Origin of the sequence: Streptococcus sp. 1032, assembly GCF_013277015.1 — a bacterium.
Taxonomy (GTDB): Bacteria; Bacillota; Bacilli; order Lactobacillales; family Streptococcaceae; genus Streptococcus.
Map to the genome: position 1 here is coordinate 97,427 of NZ_VMMD01000015.1, position 18,766 is coordinate 116,192.

At 41.1% G+C, this 18,766-nt stretch carries 34 protein-coding genes; all 34 read right to left on the reverse strand.

The features are described 5' to 3' along the window. Positions 1-157: 157 nt before the first annotated feature. On the reverse strand, positions 158-1,495 hold the full coding sequence (locus HT711_RS05035; protein ID WP_061438659.1) for a PFL family protein: 1,338 nt from the start codon (positions 1,493-1,495) through the stop codon (positions 158-160). Positions 1,496-1,504: 9 nt separating this feature from the next. After that, entirely contained in the window at positions 1,505-1,771 is a 267-nt protein-coding gene (locus tag HT711_RS05040; protein WP_000644124.1) for an ACT domain-containing protein, read from the reverse strand. Between the two features lie 264 nt (positions 1,772-2,035). After that, the gene (rplQ, locus tag HT711_RS05045; RefSeq protein WP_000331493.1) at positions 2,036-2,422 is read right to left on the reverse strand and encodes a 50S ribosomal protein L17; all 387 of its coding nucleotides are present in this window, start codon (positions 2,420-2,422) and stop codon (positions 2,036-2,038) included. Between the two features lie 11 nt (positions 2,423-2,433). Continuing rightward, entirely contained in the window at positions 2,434-3,369 is a 936-nt protein-coding gene (locus HT711_RS05050; protein ID WP_000568988.1) for a DNA-directed RNA polymerase subunit alpha, read from the reverse strand. Between the two features lie 42 nt (positions 3,370-3,411). Then, on the reverse strand, positions 3,412-3,795 hold the full coding sequence (gene rpsK, locus HT711_RS05055) for a 30S ribosomal protein S11 (RefSeq protein WP_001118385.1): 384 nt from the start codon (positions 3,793-3,795) through the stop codon (positions 3,412-3,414). Between the two features lie 17 nt (positions 3,796-3,812). Further along, positions 3,813-4,178 (reverse strand): 30S ribosomal protein S13, encoded by a 366-nt coding sequence (gene rpsM, locus HT711_RS05060; RefSeq protein WP_000090781.1) that lies wholly within the window; start codon positions 4,176-4,178, stop codon positions 3,813-3,815. A 17-nt stretch (positions 4,179-4,195) separates the two neighbouring features. Then, positions 4,196-4,312: a 50S ribosomal protein L36 gene (rpmJ, locus tag HT711_RS05065; protein WP_001808836.1), complete on the reverse strand. Its 117-nt coding sequence runs from the start codon at positions 4,310-4,312 to the stop codon at positions 4,196-4,198. A 24-nt stretch (positions 4,313-4,336) separates the two neighbouring features. Further along, positions 4,337-4,555, reverse strand: a complete 219-nt coding sequence (infA, locus tag HT711_RS05070) for a translation initiation factor IF-1 (protein ID WP_001029883.1) — start codon at positions 4,553-4,555, stop codon at positions 4,337-4,339. A gap of 116 nt (positions 4,556-4,671) precedes the next feature. Continuing rightward, positions 4,672-5,310 (reverse strand): adenylate kinase, encoded by a 639-nt coding sequence (locus HT711_RS05075; protein WP_112444574.1) that lies wholly within the window; start codon positions 5,308-5,310, stop codon positions 4,672-4,674. A gap of 263 nt (positions 5,311-5,573) precedes the next feature. Beyond that, positions 5,574-6,884 (reverse strand): preprotein translocase subunit SecY, encoded by a 1,311-nt coding sequence (gene secY / locus HT711_RS05080; RefSeq protein WP_049511466.1) that lies wholly within the window; start codon positions 6,882-6,884, stop codon positions 5,574-5,576. A gap of 12 nt (positions 6,885-6,896) precedes the next feature. Beyond that, positions 6,897-7,337: a 50S ribosomal protein L15 gene (rplO, locus tag HT711_RS05085; RefSeq protein ID WP_000766087.1), complete on the reverse strand. Its 441-nt coding sequence runs from the start codon at positions 7,335-7,337 to the stop codon at positions 6,897-6,899. A gap of 144 nt (positions 7,338-7,481) precedes the next feature. Beyond that, entirely contained in the window at positions 7,482-7,664 is a 183-nt protein-coding gene (rpmD, locus tag HT711_RS05090) for a 50S ribosomal protein L30 (protein ID WP_000057241.1), read from the reverse strand. 13 nt (positions 7,665-7,677) lie between these two features. Further along, the gene (rpsE, locus tag HT711_RS05095) at positions 7,678-8,172 is read right to left on the reverse strand and encodes a 30S ribosomal protein S5 (RefSeq protein ID WP_000874202.1); all 495 of its coding nucleotides are present in this window, start codon (positions 8,170-8,172) and stop codon (positions 7,678-7,680) included. A 17-nt stretch (positions 8,173-8,189) separates the two neighbouring features. Beyond that, positions 8,190-8,546, reverse strand: a complete 357-nt coding sequence (gene rplR / locus HT711_RS05100; protein WP_000624044.1) for a 50S ribosomal protein L18 — start codon at positions 8,544-8,546, stop codon at positions 8,190-8,192. A gap of 83 nt (positions 8,547-8,629) precedes the next feature. After that, positions 8,630-9,166: a 50S ribosomal protein L6 gene (rplF, locus tag HT711_RS05105; protein WP_000086635.1), complete on the reverse strand. Its 537-nt coding sequence runs from the start codon at positions 9,164-9,166 to the stop codon at positions 8,630-8,632. A gap of 191 nt (positions 9,167-9,357) precedes the next feature. Continuing rightward, positions 9,358-9,756, reverse strand: a complete 399-nt coding sequence (gene rpsH, locus HT711_RS05110; RefSeq protein ID WP_000245504.1) for a 30S ribosomal protein S8 — start codon at positions 9,754-9,756, stop codon at positions 9,358-9,360. A gap of 180 nt (positions 9,757-9,936) precedes the next feature. Continuing rightward, on the reverse strand, positions 9,937-10,122 hold the full coding sequence (locus tag HT711_RS05115) for a type Z 30S ribosomal protein S14 (protein WP_001085697.1): 186 nt from the start codon (positions 10,120-10,122) through the stop codon (positions 9,937-9,939). A gap of 17 nt (positions 10,123-10,139) precedes the next feature. Beyond that, entirely contained in the window at positions 10,140-10,682 is a 543-nt protein-coding gene (gene rplE / locus HT711_RS05120; protein WP_000013542.1) for a 50S ribosomal protein L5, read from the reverse strand. Between the two features lie 23 nt (positions 10,683-10,705). Beyond that, the gene (gene rplX, locus HT711_RS05125; protein ID WP_000497691.1) at positions 10,706-11,011 is read right to left on the reverse strand and encodes a 50S ribosomal protein L24; all 306 of its coding nucleotides are present in this window, start codon (positions 11,009-11,011) and stop codon (positions 10,706-10,708) included. Between the two features lie 77 nt (positions 11,012-11,088). Further along, positions 11,089-11,457, reverse strand: a complete 369-nt coding sequence (gene rplN / locus HT711_RS05130) for a 50S ribosomal protein L14 (protein ID WP_000616545.1) — start codon at positions 11,455-11,457, stop codon at positions 11,089-11,091. A gap of 25 nt (positions 11,458-11,482) precedes the next feature. Continuing rightward, positions 11,483-11,743 carry a 30S ribosomal protein S17 gene (rpsQ, locus tag HT711_RS05135; protein ID WP_000440801.1) on the reverse strand — a complete coding sequence of 87 codons (261 nt, stop codon included), beginning with the start codon at positions 11,741-11,743 and terminating at the stop codon, positions 11,483-11,485. Between the two features lie 24 nt (positions 11,744-11,767). Further along, positions 11,768-11,974 carry a 50S ribosomal protein L29 gene (gene rpmC / locus HT711_RS05140; protein ID WP_000772918.1) on the reverse strand — a complete coding sequence of 69 codons (207 nt, stop codon included), beginning with the start codon at positions 11,972-11,974 and terminating at the stop codon, positions 11,768-11,770. Between the two features lie 9 nt (positions 11,975-11,983). Continuing rightward, a complete protein-coding gene (gene rplP, locus HT711_RS05145; RefSeq protein ID WP_000960946.1) occupies positions 11,984-12,397 on the reverse strand; it encodes a 50S ribosomal protein L16 in 414 nt (137 codons plus the stop codon). Positions 12,398-12,400: 3 nt separating this feature from the next. Beyond that, positions 12,401-13,054, reverse strand: a complete 654-nt coding sequence (gene rpsC / locus HT711_RS05150) for a 30S ribosomal protein S3 (RefSeq protein ID WP_000529936.1) — start codon at positions 13,052-13,054, stop codon at positions 12,401-12,403. A 12-nt stretch (positions 13,055-13,066) separates the two neighbouring features. Beyond that, a complete protein-coding gene (gene rplV / locus HT711_RS05155; RefSeq protein ID WP_000818137.1) occupies positions 13,067-13,411 on the reverse strand; it encodes a 50S ribosomal protein L22 in 345 nt (114 codons plus the stop codon). An 11-nt stretch (positions 13,412-13,422) separates the two neighbouring features. After that, positions 13,423-13,704 (reverse strand): 30S ribosomal protein S19, encoded by a 282-nt coding sequence (gene rpsS, locus HT711_RS05160; protein WP_000533766.1) that lies wholly within the window; start codon positions 13,702-13,704, stop codon positions 13,423-13,425. 103 nt (positions 13,705-13,807) lie between these two features. Further along, the gene (gene rplB, locus HT711_RS05165) at positions 13,808-14,641 is read right to left on the reverse strand and encodes a 50S ribosomal protein L2 (protein ID WP_000512911.1); all 834 of its coding nucleotides are present in this window, start codon (positions 14,639-14,641) and stop codon (positions 13,808-13,810) included. 17 nt (positions 14,642-14,658) lie between these two features. Then, positions 14,659-14,955, reverse strand: coding sequence for a 50S ribosomal protein L23 (locus HT711_RS05170; protein ID WP_001055347.1), 297 nt, complete (start codon positions 14,953-14,955; stop codon positions 14,659-14,661). Then, complete coding sequence (gene rplD / locus HT711_RS05175) at positions 14,955-15,578, reverse strand: 50S ribosomal protein L4 (RefSeq protein WP_000024539.1); 624 nt, start codon at positions 15,576-15,578, stop codon at positions 14,955-14,957. Before rplD ends, HT711_RS05170 begins: the two co-directional genes overlap by 1 nt. 24 nt (positions 15,579-15,602) lie before the next feature. After that, positions 15,603-16,229, reverse strand: a complete 627-nt coding sequence (rplC, locus tag HT711_RS05180; protein WP_000160197.1) for a 50S ribosomal protein L3 — start codon at positions 16,227-16,229, stop codon at positions 15,603-15,605. A 216-nt stretch (positions 16,230-16,445) separates the two neighbouring features. Continuing rightward, the gene (rpsJ, locus tag HT711_RS05185) at positions 16,446-16,754 is read right to left on the reverse strand and encodes a 30S ribosomal protein S10 (RefSeq protein WP_033630409.1); all 309 of its coding nucleotides are present in this window, start codon (positions 16,752-16,754) and stop codon (positions 16,446-16,448) included. A gap of 244 nt (positions 16,755-16,998) precedes the next feature. Further along, entirely contained in the window at positions 16,999-17,625 is a 627-nt protein-coding gene (locus HT711_RS05190; protein ID WP_173234699.1) for a phosphoribulokinase, read from the reverse strand. Then, positions 17,622-18,212 (reverse strand): anaerobic ribonucleoside-triphosphate reductase activating protein, encoded by a 591-nt coding sequence (nrdG, locus tag HT711_RS05195; protein ID WP_173234701.1) that lies wholly within the window; start codon positions 18,210-18,212, stop codon positions 17,622-17,624. The genes HT711_RS05190 and nrdG overlap by 4 nt, the downstream gene beginning before the upstream one ends. Next, entirely contained in the window at positions 18,205-18,711 is a 507-nt protein-coding gene (locus HT711_RS05200) for a GNAT family N-acetyltransferase (RefSeq protein WP_173234703.1), read from the reverse strand. The genes nrdG and HT711_RS05200 overlap by 8 nt, the downstream gene beginning before the upstream one ends. Positions 18,712-18,766 lie beyond the last annotated feature (55 nt).

Here is an 18,766-nt window from a genome sequence, read left to right on the forward strand (position 1 = left end):
AAAAGTTTAGGAGTTCTATTAAATAAAGATATTAGATGAAAATCAAATTCAAACTAAATCAGTGTTATCTGTTTCAAATAATATTAGGAGGTCTTTATTTAATGATTATAGTATACACATCCAACCTTAAATAGAACTTAAAATTTCTCCTATTTTCTTAATTTTTAAAACTATGAATTGGTGCTGGGATTTGTCCTCCACGAGAGATAAAATCAACAGACGAAGCTCCATTGACTTTCATTACTGGAGCTGTACCAAGAAGACCACCAAACTCAATCATATCGCCTTCTTTTCCTTTGGGAATGATACGTACAGCTGTTGTTTTCATGTTAATGACACCAATTGCAGCCTCATCCGCAATCATAGCCGCAATGGTCTCAGCAGGTGTATCTTCTGGGATGGCAATCATATCCAAACCAACAGAACAGATAGCCGTCATGGCCTCCAGTTTTTCTAAATTAAGAGAGCCATTTTGCACTGCCGCAATCATACCCTCATCCTCAGAAACAGGGATAAAGGCACCAGACAAACCACCAACTTGGTTGCAGGCCATCACTCCACCCTTCTTAACTTGGTCATTCAAGAGAGCCAAGGCAGCCGTCGTTCCGTGCGTACCAACTGTTTCTAGCCCCATTTCTTCAAGGACACGTGCCACAGAATCTCCAACCGCAGGAGTTGGTGCCAAACTCAAGTCCACAATACCAAACTCCACACCCAGTCTCTCACTGGCCAACTGACCAACCAATTGACCGATACGAGTGATTTTAAAGGCAGTCTTCTTAACTGTTTCTGCTACTACATCAAAGCTCTGTCCACGAACTTTTTCCAAGGCACGCTTGACCACGCCAGGACCAGAAACTCCGACATTGATGATAACATCTGCTTCCCCAACACCATGGAAGGCACCAGCCATAAATGGATTGTCCTCAACAGCATTAGCGAACACAACCAACTTGGCCGCTCCCATATCTGATAGATTAGCCGTTTCCTTGATAACTCGTCCCATATCCGCCACAGCCGTCATATTGATACCAGACTTGGTTGAGCCGATATTGACTGACGAGCAGACCTTGTCCGTTTCAGCCAGAGCACGAGGAATAGAATTGATGAGAATCTTATCTCCCTTTTGATAACCTTTTTGTACCAAGGCAGAGAAACCACCAATAAAGTCCACACCAATCTCTTTCGCAGCCTTATCAAGCGCTTTTGCCAGAACCACGTAGTCCGTCGCATCTGTCGCTGCCCCAATCAGAGAAATAGGAGTCACCGATACACGCTTATTAACGATTGGAATTCCCAACTCAGCTGCAATTTCATCCCCAACAGCCACTAAATTAGCCGCCTTGGTCGTAATCTTTTGATAAATTTTCTCCGCAGCACGATTGATATCTGGATCGATACAGTCCAAAAGGGAAATTCCCATGGTAATGGTTCTAATATCGAAGTTTTGCTCCTCAATCATGGCGATAGTTTCCGTAACTTGTCTAATATCCATGTGCACCTCCTAGATATTATACATAGCTTCGAAAATCGCTGCACTCTGAATATTGATTTTTACATTCAAAGTTTGTCCAAAAGCTTCAAACTCATTTCGCAGATAAGTAAAATCTTGCTTTTCATCACTAGAGACAACAGCCATCATCGTGAAATATTCATCTAAGACAGTTTGAGAAATATCGTCTATGTTCAAACCCAATTCTGCAATTTTGCCAGAAACACCTGCAACAATTCCAGATTTATCTTTACCAACAACAGTTATAATCGCTTTCATAAGCAAACTCCAATTCTTCTTTTAATAGGAAACCTGAACATTAAACAGGATTCTTTTCAAATAGTATAGCATAATTCTAACGAAAATACTCAAAAACGCCTGCTTACGAAGTTGTTCTTAAGCAAAAAACAATTTCGTAAACAAGCGTCTACTATCCCAACTTATGATGAGTGTTCCCGCTAGGACCGAAATCCTAGCGGTAGACCAGAGCTAGACTAAGAGCACAAGACTCCATCATCATAACACTCAACAAAATTGATGATTTTATACTAATTCGATGATCGCCATTGGCGCTGCATCACCACGACGTGGTTCAGTTTTAAGGATACGAGTGTATCCACCGTTACGTTCAGCATAACGAGGTGCGATTTCTGAGAACAATTTTTGAAGTGCTGTAGTAGAAGTGTACTTATCAGTTGCTTCATCATAGTTTTCAGATGCGATTTCATTACGTACGAAAGCAGCTGCTTGACGACGTGCATGCAAATCACCACGTTTACCTAGAGTAATCATTTTTTCAACAGTTTTACGGATTTCTTTAGCACGAGCTTCAGTTGTCACGATTGATTCGTTGATCAAAAGGTCAGTTGTCAAATCGCGAAGCATTGCTTTACGTTGTGAGCTAGTGCGTCCTAGTTTACGGTAAGCCATGTATTCCTCCTTTATTTATCTTTTAATCCAAGACCCAAATCAATGAGTTTGAGTTTCACTTCTTCCAAACTCTTGCGTCCAAGATTTCGTACTTTCATCATCTCTGCTTCAGATTTTTCTGTCAAATCATGCACAGTATTGATACCGGCACGTTTCAAACAGTTGTATGAACGCACAGACAAGTCCAGTTCCTCAATCGTACGATCCAAAATACGATCGTCAGATTCAGTGTCAGCTTCTTTCATCACTTCAGTTGACTTAGCAATCTCAGTAAGATTTGTAAACAAATCAAGATGTTCTGTCAAAATACGTGCTGAAAGCCCTAAAGCATCTTCTGGAATAATTGTTCCATTTGTCAAGATTTCAAGGGTTAATTTGTCAAATCCATCATTGCTACCTACACGAGCAGGTTCCACTTGATAGTTGACTTTTGTAACTGGTGTATAAATAGAATCTACAGCAAGTGTTCCAACTGGTGCATTATCCTTTTTATTTTCATCAGCAGGTACATATCCACGACCACTGTTAACAGTCATAGTCGCTTTTAGGGAAGAACCTTCACCGATTGTAAAGAGATAATGATCTGGATTTACAATTTCAATATCGCTATCTGTCAAAATGTCACCAGCTGTTACTTCAGCAGGACCTTCAACATCCAGTTCGATGATTTTTTCGTCTTCAACGTACGATTTCACTGCAATTCCTTTAATGTTCAGAATGATTTGCATCACGTCTTCACGAACACCTGGAACTGTGTCAAACTCATGTAACACACCATCAATGTTGATAGATGTCACAGCTGCTCCTGGTAGAGAAGCTAGAAGTACACGACGAAGAGAGTTACCAAGAGTTGTACCGTAGCCACGTTCAAGTGGTTCGATTACAAACTTGCCATAATCTTTATTTTCATCAATTTTTGTTATATTTGGTTTTTCAAACTCGATCATTTAGTTACTCCCTCTTAAACGAAAAGCAGTGTAATGCGATGATTATACACGGCGACGTTTTGGAGGACGAGCACCATTGTGTGGCACTGGAGTCACATCACGAATTGCTGTTACTTCAAGACCAGCGGCAGCAAGCGCACGAATAGCTGACTCACGACCAGAACCTGGACCTTTTACAGTAACTTCAACTGATTTAAGACCGTGTTCTTGTGCAGATTTAGCAGCAGCTTCAGAAGCCATTTGGGCAGCGAATGGTGTAGATTTACGAGAACCTTTGAAACCAAGAGCACCAGCTGATGACCAAGCAATTGCATTACCATGCACATCAGTAATCATAACAATAGTGTTATTAAATGTAGCGTGAATATGAGCAATACCAGATTCGATATTCTTTTTCACACGACGTTTACGTGTTGGTTTAGCCAAGACTTTTACCTCCTATATTATTTTTTCTTACCAGCAATCGCAACAGCTTTACCTTTACGAGTGCGAGCGTTGTTTTTAGTGTTTTGTCCACGGACAGGAAGTCCACGACGGTGACGGATACCACGGTATGAACCGATTTCCATCAAACGTTTGATGTTCAAGTTTACTTCACGACGAAGGTCGCCTTCAACTTTGATTGCATCCACTTCACGACGGATAGCATCTTCTTGATCTGATGTAAGATCACGTACACGAACATCTTCTGAGATTCCAGCAGCAGCCAAAATTTTCTTAGATGTTGCAAGTCCGATACCATAAACATAAGTCAATGAGATTACTACGCGTTTGTCATTTGGAATGTCAACTCCAGCAATACGAGCCATGTTTTCTCCTTTCTATCTTATCCTTGACGTTGTTTGTGTTTTGGATTTGCTGGGCAAATTACCATAACACGACCATTACGACGAATAACTTTACAGTATTCGCAAATTGGTTTGACCGATGGTCTTACTTTCATTTCTTATCCCTCCAAGTTTTTCGATTATTTAAAGCGGTAAGTGATACGTCCACGTGTCAAGTCATATGGACTCATTTCGACAGTAACACGATCTCCCGCTAAAATACGAATATAGTTTTTACGAATTTTACCAGAAACTGTTGCTAAAATCTGATGTCCATTTTCAAGTTCAACCGTAAACATTGCATTCGGCATTGTATCAACTACTTTGCCTTCAACTTCAATCACATCGTCTTTTGCCACGCAAAAGCACCTCCATAAATTTCGATTCGATGCCTCTAGACACAGAGACAACAATTATAAGTCAGACTATCTCAGTATAACATTTGTAGCGGATTTTTGCAAGTGTGAAAAACGCTTTATTTCAAATTTGTCAATACTTTTTCAATATCTGAGAAGACATCATTGATATCTTGATTACCTTCGATGTCATGAACCAAACCTTTGGCACGGTAGTGAGCAATGATTGGTTCTCCTTGAGCAATATTCACATCCAAACGACGTTTTACTGTCTCAGGCTTATCATCTTCACGTTGGTAGTAATCTTCTTCTTTATAGTCAACTGGTGGGTTAAAGACCTTGTGGAAAGTTTCTCTAGTTACGCGGTGGATGATACGGCCACTCAAACGTTCCAAGAGGCTGTCAGGGTTCACTTCAATATTGATAACACCTTCTAGTTCAATGCCAAGTTCAGCCAATGTTTTGTCCAAGGCATGAGCTTGTTCGATTGTACGTGGGTAACCATCCAATAAGAATCCTGTTTCTTTAATATCATCTTGTGAAAGACGTTCTTTTACGATTCCATTTGTAACTTCATCAGGAACCAATTCACCCTTGTCAATGTATGACTTAGCAAGAACACCCATTTCAGTTTGATTTGCTATTGCAGCGCGGAACATATCACCTGTTGAGATATGTGCAACATGGAATTGTTCTACGATTTTTGCTGCTTGAGTTCCCTTACCTGCACCAGGTAAGCCCATAATCAAAAGATTCATGATCTGATCTCCTTATTTTATTTTTAAATAGAAGCAAAAAGTCTTTTCACCCCTATTTAAAAACAAAATAGAAGAGGGGAGACCAAACTCTCACTAATGTTAGAGTTAAACCTCCACTCCCTCAGCATTTACTGCTTCATACTCAATGAAAATCAAAGAGCAAACTAGGAAGCTAGCCGCAGGTTGCTCAAAGCACTGCTTTGAGGTTGCAGATAAAGCTGACGTGGTTTGAAGAGATTTTCGAAGAGTATCAGTAAATACTTTTATTCTGTTCTATCCATGAAACCAACATACTTACGTTTCAATAGGTAACCTTCCAATTGCTTGATTCCTTCGATACCTGTAGAGATAATGATCAAGAGACTTGTTCCCCCAAAGGCAACAACATCAGAAAGACCAAATACATCTTTAGCTGCAATCGGCAAAATGGAAATCACACCAAGGAAGAGGGAACCAACAGTTGCAAGACGACGAAGAAGTTTAGACATATATTCTTCTGTACCTTTACCAGGACGAACTCCATGGATATAGGCACCGCTCTTTTGTAGGTTCTCTGCCGCTTTTTCAGGATTAATCTGTACAAACGTATAGAAGAATGTAAAGAGAATAATCAACAAAGCATACATGGCAATACCAGTTGGAGAAGTGGTTGCCAACATCTCTTGTGCTACCCTTACCCAAGCCCAATCATGACCTGTGGCGCTCAAAAATTGAAGAATCGCCGCAGGCGCTGCAGTAATGGAACTTGCAAAGATAACAGGGATAACTCCAGCAGGGTTTACCTTCAATGGAAGGTAAGAGCTAGATGGAGCACCTTGTGCAACCTTAGTATATTGGATTGGAATTTTGTATTCTGCTTGTTGAACATAAGTTGTAAAGTAAATAATCAACAATACAGTAATAATCAAAATGATTACGAAAATGATAGATGAAGTGATACGGCTACTTGGCACGTTCACAAAGTAGTCCACATAGATGCCCTGAATCATCTCTGGAATTGAGGCAACAATCCCGGCAAAGATAATCATGGAAACACCGTTTCCGTATCCCTTATCTGTAATTTGCTCTCCCAACCACGTGACAATCATACTACCAGCTGTTAAGATGATACCAATCGTCAGAAAAACTTGTGGAGTTAAAGCAGTTTTAATCAATTGAGCTCCAGCCAAGGTATTAAAACCAGCTGTAATCCCGATAGATTGCACAAAAGCAAGAACTAGAGCAATATAACGAGTAGCTTGATTCAATTTTCTTCGACCTACTTCCCCTTGTTTACCCCACTCTACAAATTTAGGTAAAATATCCATTTGCAAGAGTTGGACAACGATAGAAGCGGTGATATAAGGACTAACTCCTAGGGCAAAAATCGAAAAGTTTTTTAGGGCATTCCCTGAGACCAAGCTCAACATGTTTAAGAAGGATAATCCACTTAAAGCATTCAAGCTATTGGCATTCACACCAGGAACTGTAATGCTAGTCCCGATACGAAAGACCAAAACGATAAAAATTGTAAATAAAATTTTTGATCGAACCTGCTTGACTTTAAGAGCTTCTCTTAATAATTTAAAAAACATAGGTCACCTCTCTTAGATGACTTCTACTGAACCACCTTTAGCAGTGATAGCTTCTTCAGCTGATTTAGAGAATTTAGCTGCTTTCACAGTCAATTTCTTAGTCAACTCACCGTTACCAAGAATTTTAATACCTGATTTTTCAGCTTTAACAATTCCTGCTTCGATAAGAACAACTGGAGTTACTTCAGCACCATCTTCAAAGACGTTCAATTGGTCAAGGTTCACAATTGCGTATTCTTTAGCGTTGATGTTAGTGAATCCACGTTTTGGAAGACGACGGAACAATGGAGTTTGTCCACCTTCAAAACCAAGGCGAACTCCGCCACCGCTACGAGCTTTTTGACCTTTTTGACCACGACCAGATGTTTTACCGTTACCTGATGAAGTACCACGACCAACGCGGTTACGTACTTTACGAGAACCTTCTGCAGGTTTCAATTCATGAAGTTTCATTTTTATTTTCTCCTCTTTTGTAAAATGCTAGCGCCGATAAGGGAGAAAAGGTTGTCTCCCCCATCAACTCGCCTATACGACGTCATCATAGATGACTATATCTAGTTTTAGGGGATGGTATAGTGCACATCCCCTAAAAATTCATTAGTTTACTTCTTCAACTGTTACCAAGTGAGATACTGCAGTGATCATACCACGGATAGCAGCGTTATCTTCTTTAATAACAGAGCTGTTCAATTTGCCAAGTCCAAGTGCTACAACAGTTTTACGTTGTGATGGAATGCGTCCGATTGGAGACTTAGTCAAAGTAATTTTAATTTGAGCCATTTTATCCCCTTTCTTATGCCAAATCAGAAACTGAAATACCACGAAGGGCAGCAACTTCTTCAGCGCGTTTCAATTGTTTCAAACCTTCAACAGTTGCACGAACAATGTTGATTGGAGTGTTAGAACCAAGTGATTTAGATGTAATATCTGCCACACCTGCCAATTCCACAACGGCACGAACTGCACCACCAGCGGCAACTCCAGAACCTTCTACAGCAGGTTTCAACAATACTTTAGCTCCACCGAATTCTGAAAGAACTTCGTGTGGGATTGTTGTTCCAACCATAGGAACTTCGATCAAGTTTTTCTTAGCATCATCTACTGCTTTACGGATTGCTTCTGGAACTTCTTGAGCTTTACCAGTACCAAATCCTACGCGACCGTTGTGGTCACCAACAACAACAAGAGCTGCGAAACGAAGACGACGTCCACCTTTAACAACTTTTGTAACACGGTTGACAGCAACTACGCGTTCTTCTAATTCAACTGCATTGTCTTTAAATGCCATTTTCTAGTGTCCTCCTATTAGAATTTCAATCCGTTTTCACGAGCTGCATCAGCCAAAGCTTTCACACGTCCGTGATATAGATATCCACCGCGGTCGAACACCACTTCTGAAATACCTTTAGCGTTTGCACGTTCTGCAACGAGTTTACCGACAGCAACGGCTTGTTCAGTTTTAGTTCCTTTTGAAACTTCTTTGTCAAGAGTTGAAGCACTTGCGAGCGTTACACCCGCTACGTCATCAATCACTTGAGCGTAGATGCCTGTATTAGAACGGAATACGTTCAAACGTGGGCGATCAGCAGTTCCAGAGAGTTTTCCGCGAACGCGACGGTGGCGTTTTTGGCGGAGTTTGTTTTTATCTGGTTTTGAAATCACAGTTTTCACCTCTTTAGTTTTAAATCGTGTGCTATGCACAAAGTTGGAAAATAGGTTGGTGGTTGAAAATCAACCACTCAACATTATTTACCTGTTTTACCTTCTTTACGGCGAACGAATTCACCAACGTAACGGATACCTTTACCTTTATATGGTTCTGGTGAACGAAGGCTACGTACGTAAGCAGCTGTTTGCCCAACTACTTCTTTTGAAATTCCGCTAACAACGATTGTTGTTGGGTTTGGAAGTTCAAAAGTAATTCCTTCTGGAGCTTCAACTTCGTCTGGATGAGATTTACCAACAGCCAAAACAAGTTTAGATCCTTGAAGTTGTGCACGGTAACCAACCCCGCGCATTTCAAGTTCTTTCTTGAATCCTTCTGATACACCAACAACCATGTTGTTCAAAAGGGCACGAGTAGTTCCGTGGATAGTTTTCATTTCTTTTGAATCGTTTGGACGGTGAAGAGTTACTTCAGTGCCTTCCACACGGATTTCAATATCTTTTGAGAACTCACGAGTAAGTTCTCCTTTAGGTCCTTTTACAGTTACAAGGTTGTCATTGTTAGTGAGTTCAACACCAGCAGGCAACACGATAACTTTATTACCAATACGTGACATGTTTATTTTCTCCTGTTAGATTGTCAGGCCAGAACGGCCAGTTTTCACGGGGTTCAGATACTTATTTAGTTCAAGAGCTGAACTGAACACGCTCTAAGAACTGTGCAAAATAGATAAGTTGGCTTGTTTGTAAACAAACTTCTCCAACTTCCTAATTTTGCTTTGTTCTTTACGAGCTTTGTATCTTGATTTTACCAAACGTAAGCGATAACCTCACCACCAACATTCTTTTGACGTGCTTCTTTATCAGTAAGCAAACCTTCAGAAGTTGAAAGGATAGCAATTCCAAGTCCGTTAAGAACTTTTGGAAGGTCTTCACGTTTTTTGTAGACACGAAGTCCTGGTTTAGAAACACGTTTCAAGTTAGTGATAACTTTCTCACCGTTTGGTCCGTATTTAAGGAATACACGGATGATGCCTTGTTTGTCATCTTCGATGATTTCAACGTTTTTTACAAAACCTTCGCGTTTAAGGATTTCAGCAATCCCTTTTTTGATGTTTGATGCAGGTACTTCAAGTACTTCGTGTTTAGCTTGGTTAGCGTTACGAATACGAGTTAGGAAGTCTGCGATTGGGTCAGTCATAACCATTTTGTTTTTCTCCTCTTACTAGTAGTTTGCAAGTTGCACTTGCTAGTTAATGATTGAGCTAGGCTCAGAATATGTTTCTAGGTTTCAATTCCTAAGTGAGTCTAGGCATCTGCTTGCAGGCATAACTTGAGTTAGGCAAAAGCAGATAACGACGAATCACGACGGGATTGAAAGCTAGAATTACCAAGATGCTTTTGTTACACCAGGAATTTGTCCTTTGTAAGCTAATTCACGGAAGCAAACACGGCAAAGTTTAAATTTGCGGTAAACTGAATGTGGGCGACCACATTTTTCACAACGAGTATAAGCTTGAGTAGAGAACTTCGCTGGACGTTTGTTCTTAGCAATCATTGATTTTTTAGCCATTAGATTTACCTCCTATATTATTTTGCAAAAGGCATTCCAAGGCCTGTAAGCAATGCACGTGACTCTTCGTCAGTGTTAGCAGTTGTTACGATAACGATGTCAAGACCACGAGTTTTGTCAACGTCATCAAAGTTGATTTCTGGGAAGATCAATTGTTCTTTCACACCAAGTGTGTAGTTTCCGCGTCCATCAAATGATTTCGTTGGAACACCGTGGAAGTCACGTACACGTGGAAGTGAAACTGAAACCAATTTATCCAAGAATTCGTACATACGTTCACCACGAAGGGTAACTTTTGCACCGATCGCAACACCTTCACGAAGACGGAAGCCGGCGATTGATTTTTTAGCTTTAGTGATAAGTGGTTTTTGACCTGAGATAAGTGCCAATTCTTCAGCAGCTTTTTCAAGGCTTTTAGCGTTTGATACAGCTTCACCAACACCCATGTTCAAAACGATCTTATCTACTTTAGGCACAGCCATCACTGATGAGTAGTTGAATTGTTCTGTCAAAGCAGGAACTACTTCATTAAGATATTTTTCTTTTAAACGATTTGCCATTATACTTCTCCTTTCCTTCGTGATTAATCAAGCACTTCGCCTGATTTTTTGTTGTAGCGAACTTTTTTACCGTCTACAAATTTGTAACCAACACGACCAGCTACACCATTTTTGTCCAATACTTGAACGTTTGATACGTGGATAGCTGCTTCTTTCTCGATGATACCACCTTGAGGAAGCTCGTTAGTTGGACGTTGATGTTTCTTAACAATGTTAACACCTTCAACGATAACTTTGTTTACTTTTGGAAGGGCAGTAAGGACAACAGCTTCTGTTCCCTTATCTTTACCAGCGATTACGCGAACTTTGTCGCCTTTTTTTACAAACATTAGGTTTCTCCTTGATTTTTCTTACGCCCATAAGGGCACCCTAGCTTGAAGCTAGGGGACTAGTTTGTTTCTAAAAATTAAAGTACTTCTGGAGCAAGTGACACGATCTTCATGAAGCCACCTTCACGCAATTCACGTGCAACTGGGCCAAAGATACGTGTTCCGCGAGGAGTTTTGTCTTCACGGATGATAACTGCTGCGTTCTCGTCAAATTTGATGTATGAACCATCAGCACGACGAGCACCTGATTTAGTACGAACGATAACTGCTTTAACAACGTCACCTTTTTTAACCGCACCACCAGGAGTAGCTTGTTTTACAGATGCCACGATAACATCACCGATGTTTGCAAATTTACGTCCTGAACCACCAAGAACTTTGATAGTCAAGATTTCGCGAGCACCGCTGTTGTCTGCGACTTTCAAACGAGTTTCTGTTTGAATCATTTCAGTTTTCTCCTTTCAGGTTTGATTAGATGATGACCGCTTCTTCAACAACTTCTACAAGACGGAAACGTTTTGTAGCTGAAAGCGGGCGAGTTTCCATGATACGTACGATATCGCCTTCTTTGGCAACATTGTTTTCATCATGAGCTTTGTATTTTTTAGAGTAGTTAATACGTTTACCATAGACTGGGTGGTTACGTTTTGTTTCAACTACAACTGTGATTGTCTTGTCCATTTTGTCAGATACAACACGTCCAACAAGAACTTTACGATTATTGCGTTCCATTGAAATTTCTCCTTCCCTAGTCTATTATTTCGCTTCAGATTGAACTGTTTTGATACGAGCGATTTGTTTTTTAACTTCTTTCAAGCGAGCTGTTTGTTCCAATTGACCAGTAGCAGCTTGGAAACGAAGTTCAAACAATTCTTTTTTCAATTCGTTTTCGCGCTTCGCGAGTTCTTCTTGAGAAAGACCACGAAGTTCTTTAACAAATTCTTTTACTTCATTAAGTTTCATGCCTTCTCCTTATTCTGCTTCACGTTTTACGAATTTACATTTAACTGGCAATTTGTGGCTAGCAAGACGAAGCGCTTCACGAGCGATCTCTTCAGATACACCAGCGATTTCGAACATCACTTTACCACGTTTAACTGGTGCTACCCAACCTTCAGGCGCCCCTTTACCAGATCCCATACGCACACCGATAGCTTTAGCAGTGTATGATTTGTGTGGGAAGATTTTAATCCAAACTTTACCACCACGTTTCATGTAACGAGTCATGGCGATACGAGCAGCTTCGATTTGGCGGTTAGTGATCCAGTGGCTAGTTGTAGCTTGAAGACCGTATTCACCGAATGCTACTTCTTTTCCACCTTTTGCTTCACCGCGCATTTTTCCACGGAATTCACGACGGTGTTTAACACGTTTAGGTACTAACATTGGTTATTTACCTCCTTTAGTGTTTTTGCGAGCTGGAAGAACTTCACCACGGTAGATCCATACTTTAACACCAAGTTTACCGTATGTAGTATCTGCTTCTTCCCAAGCGTAATCGATATCTGCACGAAGTGTGTGAAGCGGAACAGTTCCTTCAGAGTATCCTTCAGCACGGGCGATATCTGCACCGTTCAAACGACCTGATACTTGAGTTTTGATTCCTTTAGCTCCAGCACGCATTGCACGTTGGATTGCTTGTTTTTGTGCACGACGGAAAGCAACACGTTGCTCCAATTGACGAGCAATTCCTTCACCTACAAGGTGAGCATCCAAATCAGGTTGTTTGATTTCGATGATGTTGATGTGTACTTGTTTTCCAGTCAATTTGTTAAGTTTCGCACGGAGTGCATCAACGTTAGCACCACCTTTACCGATTACCATACCTGGTTTAGCAGTGTGAAGTGAAACGTTAACTTTGTTTACTGCGCGTTCAATTTCGATAGTTGAAACTGCTGCGTCAGCCAGTTCTTTTTGAACGAATTTACGGATTGCAAGATCTTCATGAAGGTAATCCGCGTATTCTTTTTCAGCATACCATTTGGCATCCCAATCACGGATGATGCCGACACGCATACCAATTGGATGTACTTTTTGACCCACGATTTTACCTCCTTATTTTTCTGCAACAGCTACAGTGATGTGAGCTGTACGTTTGTTGATTGGTGAAGCTGAACCTTTCGCACGTGGACGGAAACGTTTCATAGTTGGTCCTTCGTTTGCAAATGCTTCAGATACTACCAAGTTAGCTTTATCCAAACCAAAGTTGTTTTCAGCGTTAGCTACAGCTGAGTTCAAAACTTTCAAGATGATTTCAGCAGCTTTGTTTGGAGTGAATGTCAAGATTGCGATTGCATCGGCTACGCTTTTACCACGGATGTTATCAAGAACAAGACGTGATTTACGAGGTGAAACACGTACTGTACGAGCCATTGCTTTAGCTGAAGTAATTTCTGCCATTTATGTTCTCCTTATTTTCTACGTGTTTTCTTGTCGTCTGCAGCGTGACCTTTGTAAGTACGAGTTGGTGCAAATTCACCAAGTTTGTGACCTACCATGTCTTCTTGAATGTAAACAGGTACGTGTTTACGTCCGTCATAAACTGCAATAGTGTAACCAATGAAACTTGGGAAGATCGTTGAACGACGTGACCAAGTTTTAATAACTTTTTTCTTTTCGTCGTTAGCTTGAGCTTCAACTTTTTTCATCAAATGCTCATCGACGAAAGGTCCTTTTTTAAGACTGCGTCCCATTTTTATATTTTCTCCTTTAAATGTTGTACCACAGCGGCTTGCGCTCCTATGGAGCGCTACCGAGCTGGCGGATTTACTAGTTACTTAAGCGACTAGTTTAATATTATTTCTCGTTGCGACGACGAACGATAAGTTTGTCAGATTTCGCTTTCTTGTTACGAGTTTTAAGACCAAGAGCAGGTTTGCCCCATGGAGTAGATGGTGCTTTACGACCAACTGGTGCTTTACCTTCACCACCACCGTGTGGGTGATCGTTAGGGTTCATTACAGAACCACGAACTGTTGGGCGGATACCTTTCCAACGGCTACGTCCTGCTTTACCAAGGTTTACAAGTCCATGTTGTTCGTTTCCGACAACACCAACTGTAGCACGGCAAGTTCCAAGAATCATACGAACTTCACCTGATTGAAGACGAACAAGAACGTATTTACCTTCAGAACCCAATACTTGAGCAGATGCACCAGCAGCACGTACCAATTCACCACCACGACCTGGTTTCAACTCGATGTTGTGGATCAAAGTACCAACTGGAATGTTAGCAAGTGGAAGAGCGTTTCCGACTTTGATATCTGCTTCTGGACCTGAAACGATACGTTGACCTACTTCAAGACCTTTTGGAGCGATGATGTATGCTTTCACACCGTCAGTGTAGTGTACAAGAGCGATGTTTGCAGAACGGTTTGGATCGTACTCGATTGTTTTAACAACTGCTTCAACGTTGTCTTTGTTACGTTTGAAGTCAACCAAACGGTAGAAACGTTTGTGTCCACCACCTTGGTGACGAACTGTGATACGACCGTTGTTGTTACGACCAGCCTTGCTCTTCAAAGCAACAAGCAATGATTTTTCAGGAGTGCTTGTTGTGATTTCAGCGAAATCCAAAGAAGTCATATTACGGCGACCGTTTGTTGTTGGTTTATAAACACGAATTCCCACGATATTTCCTCCTTAGATTATTCAGCTTCAGCAGCAAACAACTCGATTGCTTTTGAATCAGCTGTAAGTGTGATGATAGCTTTTTTAGTTTTGTTAGTAAAACCAGTGTAACGTCCAACACGTTTAGCTTTTGGTTTTACGTTGATTGTGTTAACATTGGCAACTTTAACACCTTCGAAAGCAGCTTCAACAGCTTGCTTGATCAAAAGTTTGTGTGCACGAGTGTCAACTTCAAATACATATTTGCCTGCTTCAAGTTGAGCCATTGAGCTTTCAGTGATGACAGGTTTTTTGATAACATCATACAAATTCATTATGCAAGAACCTCCTCGATTTTAGAGATAGCTGCTTGTGTGACAAGAAGTTTGTCGCTATTTGCGATGTCAAGAACACTTGCAGTTGTAGCAGTTGCAACTTTCACGTTTGGAAGGTTACGAGCTGAAAGAGCTGCGAATTCATTTCCTTCTTCAAGGATAACAAGAACTTTAGAATCGATGCTCAATGCTGCAAGAACTTTTGCAAATTCAGCAGTTTTTGGAGCTGTAAATTCAAGAGAATCAACGGCTACAAATTTGTTTTCAGCAACTTTTTCAGAGTAAACTGATTTAAGAGCTAGGCGACGAACTTTTTGTGGAAGTTTGTAGCCATATGAACGTGGAGTTGGTCCGAAGACAACACCACCACCACGCCATTGTGGTGAGCGGATAGAACCTTGACGAGCACGTCCAGTTCCTTTTTGACGCCATGGTTTGCGTCCACCACCTGATACTGCAGAGCGGTTTTTAACAGCGTGTGTTCCTTGGCGAAGGCTTGCGCGTTGGCTGATGATCACATCAAACACAACTGATTCATTTGGTTCAATACCAAATACTGCATCGTTAAGAACAACTTGGCCAGCTTCTTTACCAGTTTGGTCAAATAATGTTACGTTTGCCATTGTGACTGATTTCCCCTTTCTTTATTATTTACCAGCTTTAACTGCTGATTTGATAGTGATAAGAGATTTCTTAGCACCTGGTACGTTACCTTTGATAAGGATAACGTTCTTTTCTGGAACAACTTGTACAACTTCAAGGTTTTGAATTGTTACGCGGTCGCCACCCATACGTCCTGCAAGGTTTTTACCTTTGAATACGCGGTTAGGTGCAACAGGTCCCATTGAACCTGGACGACGGTGGTAACGAGAACCGTGAGCCATTGGTCCACGTGATTGTCCGTGGCGTTTGATAACACCTTGGAAACCTTTACCTTTAGAAGTACCAGTTACGTCAACAACGTCTCCAGCTGCGAATGTTTCAACTGTGATTTCAGCACCAACTTCCAAGCCTTCAACGTTTTTGAATTCACGAATGAAGCGCTTAGGAGCCGTGTTAGCTTTCGCTACATGTCCTTTAGCAGGTTTGTTGCTCAATACTTCGCGTTTGTCATCGAAACCAACTTGGATAGCGTTGTATCCGTCTGTTTCAACAGTTTTAACTTGAAGAACAACGTTTGGAGTTGCTTCAATAACTGTTACAGGGATCAATTCGCCAGCTTCAGTGAAGATTTGAGTCATTCCCACTTTTTTCCCTAAGATTCCTTTTGTCATGAGAAAATAGTTCCTTTTCTATATTTTTTATTCAAAAAGTTTTTAACGAGCGTTTTTTATGCTCAAGTCTAAGATACAAAGGGCGTCAAACTCAAAGTGAAAATAGAAAACTGACGCAGTGTCTAGCAGGCACTAGGAAGTTTATCTTTTCCACACCGAGTTTAGCCCGTGTTCAATTAGATTGAAACACCAGCCTCTGCTCTTTTATATTTTAGATTAAAGTTTGATTTCTACGTTTACACCACTTGGAAGATCCAATTTCATCAAAGCATCAACTGTTTTTTGAGTTGGGTTAACGATATCGATCAAACGCTTGTGTGTACGCATTTCAAATTGTTCGCGAGAGTCTTTGTATTTGTGAGTCGCACGAATGATTGTGTAGAGGCTACGTTCAGTTGGAAGTGGGATTGGACCCGCAACTTGTGCACCTGTACGAGTAGCTGATTCTACGATTTTTGTAGCCGCTGTGTCAAGCGTACGGTGTTCATAAGCTTTCAAACGGATACGGATTTTTTTGTTTGCCATCTTTTTCTCCTTTTCGTCTATTTAAGATAATAGGCTAGCTCCACAAGAAAACCGACGCGGTGTTGCGTGGCAATGCAACCGAGCGTATCGCAACCTCTTGCATCAAAGCTAAAGCTGTAATTTACAGCACCATAATAGAATAACACAAAGCCCCTGCGATTGCAAGGGATTTGTTGCTATTTTTTCGTTTTTTTACAATGAAACTGTTTTCCTATTTTTTCTTTTTAAAATTAGGGATTTTCTTCTATATAAACTGACTCCTCTTGGCATCAAATTTATCTTCTGATTGGTCCACTAGAATGTCCGCCCTTGACTCAGTTTCTTTATAGTATCGCAGATACTGCTCCCGTCTCATCTGATGGCTAGCCAATATAAAGGATGCATCGCGATTTCTCACTGTCGTATCTCGATCTAGACGCCTTTTTAATTCGGTCTCCTCATCCGTGTAGAAACAGATGGTTTTGTCAAAGAGTTCTTTGGGTAAAAAGCCAACAGACATCCCTTCGACAATCAGAATTGGCTTTGCTCCAGACAAGACCTCACTAGCCTTCCAAGGTTCTTCAATTGTTAAGATATCCATACCTGCCTGCAAGGCAAGGATATCTCTCCGCAAACTCGCCAATTCATGCGCCACTGGCAGACAAGCTGTCACCTTTTGATCTGGTGCTTGCTTTGGTACTACCAGATGACGTTCTGAAGTGATATAAGGATCTGTTTCTAGCAAATTCACTGTAGTAGAATCTAAAGATTGGTACAATTCCTGGGCAAAGGTTGATTTACCCGAAGCCCCATGACCGTATATCCCCAGTGTCCTAACTTTTCCAGCTTCTATCTCTGAAACCAGTTGTTTTATCAGGTCTTTTTTCTTCATTCTCTCTTCACCTGTTCATAGCTTTCTTTTCCGTCATTAAGTTTGTCCCAAATCACTACTTGCCCACTTTTGAGGGATTTTTGAACATCGATAATTCGTTGATTGAAAGAACCTCGAAATTGGAGCATGAGATTCCTCTTAGTTCGATCATATCGTCCATCGACAAGAATGTCAATCAGTGACAAGAGTTCCAGTTTATCTTGTGTCTCCAACATCATTTCTTCCCATGTATAGCCCGTCCAAGACCAGATATCTTTATCTGGTAATTCCTTCCGAATCCGCTTAACGAGTGGCAAGAGAATCCCCGTATTAAGAAAGGGCTCCCCTCCCAGCAAGGTCAATCCTTGAACATAGGGCTGGGCAAGGTCTGCCATGATTTGTTCTTCTAATTCTGCTGTATAGGGAATGCCAGCATTGAAGGACCAGGTAGCTACATTATAGCACCCCTCGCAGTGAAACATGCAGCCTGATACATAGAGGGAGTTCCGCACACCTTCTCCATCCACAAAGTTAAAGGCCTTGTAGTCAATGATACGCCCTTGACTGAGTTCCTCGCTTTTCCATTCTTGTGGTTTTGGATTATTCATTCGCTACCTCTATCCAATAACGCTCCACACCATTACGAACATCCTCAATGAGCCCACCATTTGCTAGAATGACTGCTCTGCTAGCAGGATTATTTACGCTACAGGTCACAAGAGTTCTCTTGATGTTCTTTCCCTTAGCAACTTGCAAGCCCTGACGGAGAGTTTCCTTAGCATAACCCTTGCCTCTTTCTGATGGACGAATGGAGTAGCCAATGTGGCCAGCATAATTCAGTAACCCCTCATTCAGTCTCAATCGCAGATTCAAAAATCCTAGAGCACGACCTACATCATCAAATGATACAAATTGAATAGAAGGAACACGATTTTCAGGCAAGTTTATTCCCATCTCTTTTTGCATATTTGTTTCCAACCACTCTTCATACACAAAGTTCTCTGTATCCCAAAATCCTCCATCATGGGCTGATTGGCTCTTTTCAAACTCTGCCATCATCTCTAAAACTGTTTCTTTATCTGCTAATCTTGGTCTTCGTAGTTCCATCCTTACCTCCCACTATTAGAAAAGTGAGAGCTGACTCTCATACTCTTCGAAAATC

Excerpts from the sequence above, each read along its gene's own strand:
- HT711_RS05035 (WP_061438659.1), bottom strand. The coding sequence starts at position 1,495 with ATGGATATTAGACAAGTTACGGAAACTATCGCCATGATTGAGGAGCAA.
- HT711_RS05040 (WP_000644124.1), bottom strand. The coding sequence starts at position 1,771 with ATGAAAGCGATTATAACTGTTGTTGGTAAAGATAAATCTGGAATTGTT.
- rplQ (WP_000331493.1), bottom strand. The coding sequence starts at position 2,422 with ATGGCTTACCGTAAACTAGGACGCACTAGCTCACAACGTAAAGCAATG.
- HT711_RS05050 (WP_000568988.1), bottom strand. The coding sequence starts at position 3,369 with ATGATCGAGTTTGAAAAACCAAATATAACAAAAATTGATGAAAATAAA.
- rpsM (WP_000090781.1), bottom strand. The coding sequence starts at position 4,178 with ATGGCTCGTATTGCTGGAGTTGACATTCCAAATGACAAACGCGTAGTA.
- rpmJ (WP_001808836.1), bottom strand. The coding sequence starts at position 4,312 with ATGAAAGTAAGACCATCGGTCAAACCAATTTGCGAATACTGTAAAGTT.
- HT711_RS05075 (WP_112444574.1), bottom strand. The coding sequence starts at position 5,310 with ATGAATCTTTTGATTATGGGCTTACCTGGTGCAGGTAAGGGAACTCAA.
- secY (WP_049511466.1), bottom strand. The coding sequence starts at position 6,884 with ATGTTTTTTAAATTATTAAGAGAAGCTCTTAAAGTCAAGCAGGTTCGA.
- rplO (WP_000766087.1), bottom strand. The coding sequence starts at position 7,337 with ATGAAACTTCATGAATTGAAACCTGCAGAAGGTTCTCGTAAAGTACGT.
- rpmD (WP_000057241.1), bottom strand. The coding sequence starts at position 7,664 with ATGGCTCAAATTAAAATTACTTTGACTAAGTCTCCAATCGGACGCATT.
- rpsE (WP_000874202.1), bottom strand. The coding sequence starts at position 8,172 with ATGGCATTTAAAGACAATGCAGTTGAATTAGAAGAACGCGTAGTTGCT.
- rplF (WP_000086635.1), bottom strand. The coding sequence starts at position 9,166 with ATGTCACGTATTGGTAATAAAGTTATCGTGTTGCCTGCTGGTGTTGAA.
- rpsH (WP_000245504.1), bottom strand. The coding sequence starts at position 9,756 with ATGGTTATGACTGACCCAATCGCAGACTTCCTAACTCGTATTCGTAAC.
- HT711_RS05115 (WP_001085697.1), bottom strand. The coding sequence starts at position 10,122 with ATGGCTAAAAAATCAATGATTGCTAAGAACAAACGTCCAGCGAAGTTC.
- rplE (WP_000013542.1), bottom strand. The coding sequence starts at position 10,682 with ATGGCAAATCGTTTAAAAGAAAAATATCTTAATGAAGTAGTTCCTGCT.
- rplX (WP_000497691.1), bottom strand. The coding sequence starts at position 11,011 with ATGTTTGTAAAAAAAGGCGACAAAGTTCGCGTAATCGCTGGTAAAGAT.
- rplN (WP_000616545.1), bottom strand. The coding sequence starts at position 11,457 with ATGATTCAAACAGAAACTCGTTTGAAAGTCGCAGACAACAGCGGTGCT.
- rpsQ (WP_000440801.1), bottom strand. The coding sequence starts at position 11,743 with ATGGAACGCAATAATCGTAAAGTTCTTGTTGGACGTGTTGTATCTGAC.
- rpmC (WP_000772918.1), bottom strand. The coding sequence starts at position 11,974 with ATGAAACTTAATGAAGTAAAAGAATTTGTTAAAGAACTTCGTGGTCTT.
- rplP (WP_000960946.1), bottom strand. The coding sequence starts at position 12,397 with ATGTTAGTACCTAAACGTGTTAAACACCGTCGTGAATTCCGTGGAAAA.
- rplV (WP_000818137.1), bottom strand. The coding sequence starts at position 13,411 with ATGGCAGAAATTACTTCAGCTAAAGCAATGGCTCGTACAGTACGTGTT.
- rpsS (WP_000533766.1), bottom strand. The coding sequence starts at position 13,704 with ATGGGACGCAGTCTTAAAAAAGGACCTTTCGTCGATGAGCATTTGATG.
- HT711_RS05170 (WP_001055347.1), bottom strand. The coding sequence starts at position 14,955 with ATGAATTTGTATGATGTTATCAAAAAACCTGTCATCACTGAAAGCTCA.
- rplD (WP_000024539.1), bottom strand. The coding sequence starts at position 15,578 with ATGGCAAACGTAACATTATTTGACCAAACTGGTAAAGAAGCTGGCCAA.
- rplC (WP_000160197.1), bottom strand. The coding sequence starts at position 16,229 with ATGACAAAAGGAATCTTAGGGAAAAAAGTGGGAATGACTCAAATCTTC.
- rpsJ (WP_033630409.1), bottom strand. The coding sequence starts at position 16,754 with ATGGCAAACAAAAAAATCCGTATCCGTTTGAAAGCTTATGAACACCGT.
- HT711_RS05190 (WP_173234699.1), bottom strand. The coding sequence starts at position 17,625 with ATGAAGAAAAAAGACCTGATAAAACAACTGGTTTCAGAGATAGAAGCT.
- nrdG (WP_173234701.1), bottom strand. The coding sequence starts at position 18,212 with ATGAATAATCCAAAACCACAAGAATGGAAAAGCGAGGAACTCAGTCAA.
- HT711_RS05200 (WP_173234703.1), bottom strand. The coding sequence starts at position 18,711 with ATGGAACTACGAAGACCAAGATTAGCAGATAAAGAAACAGTTTTAGAG.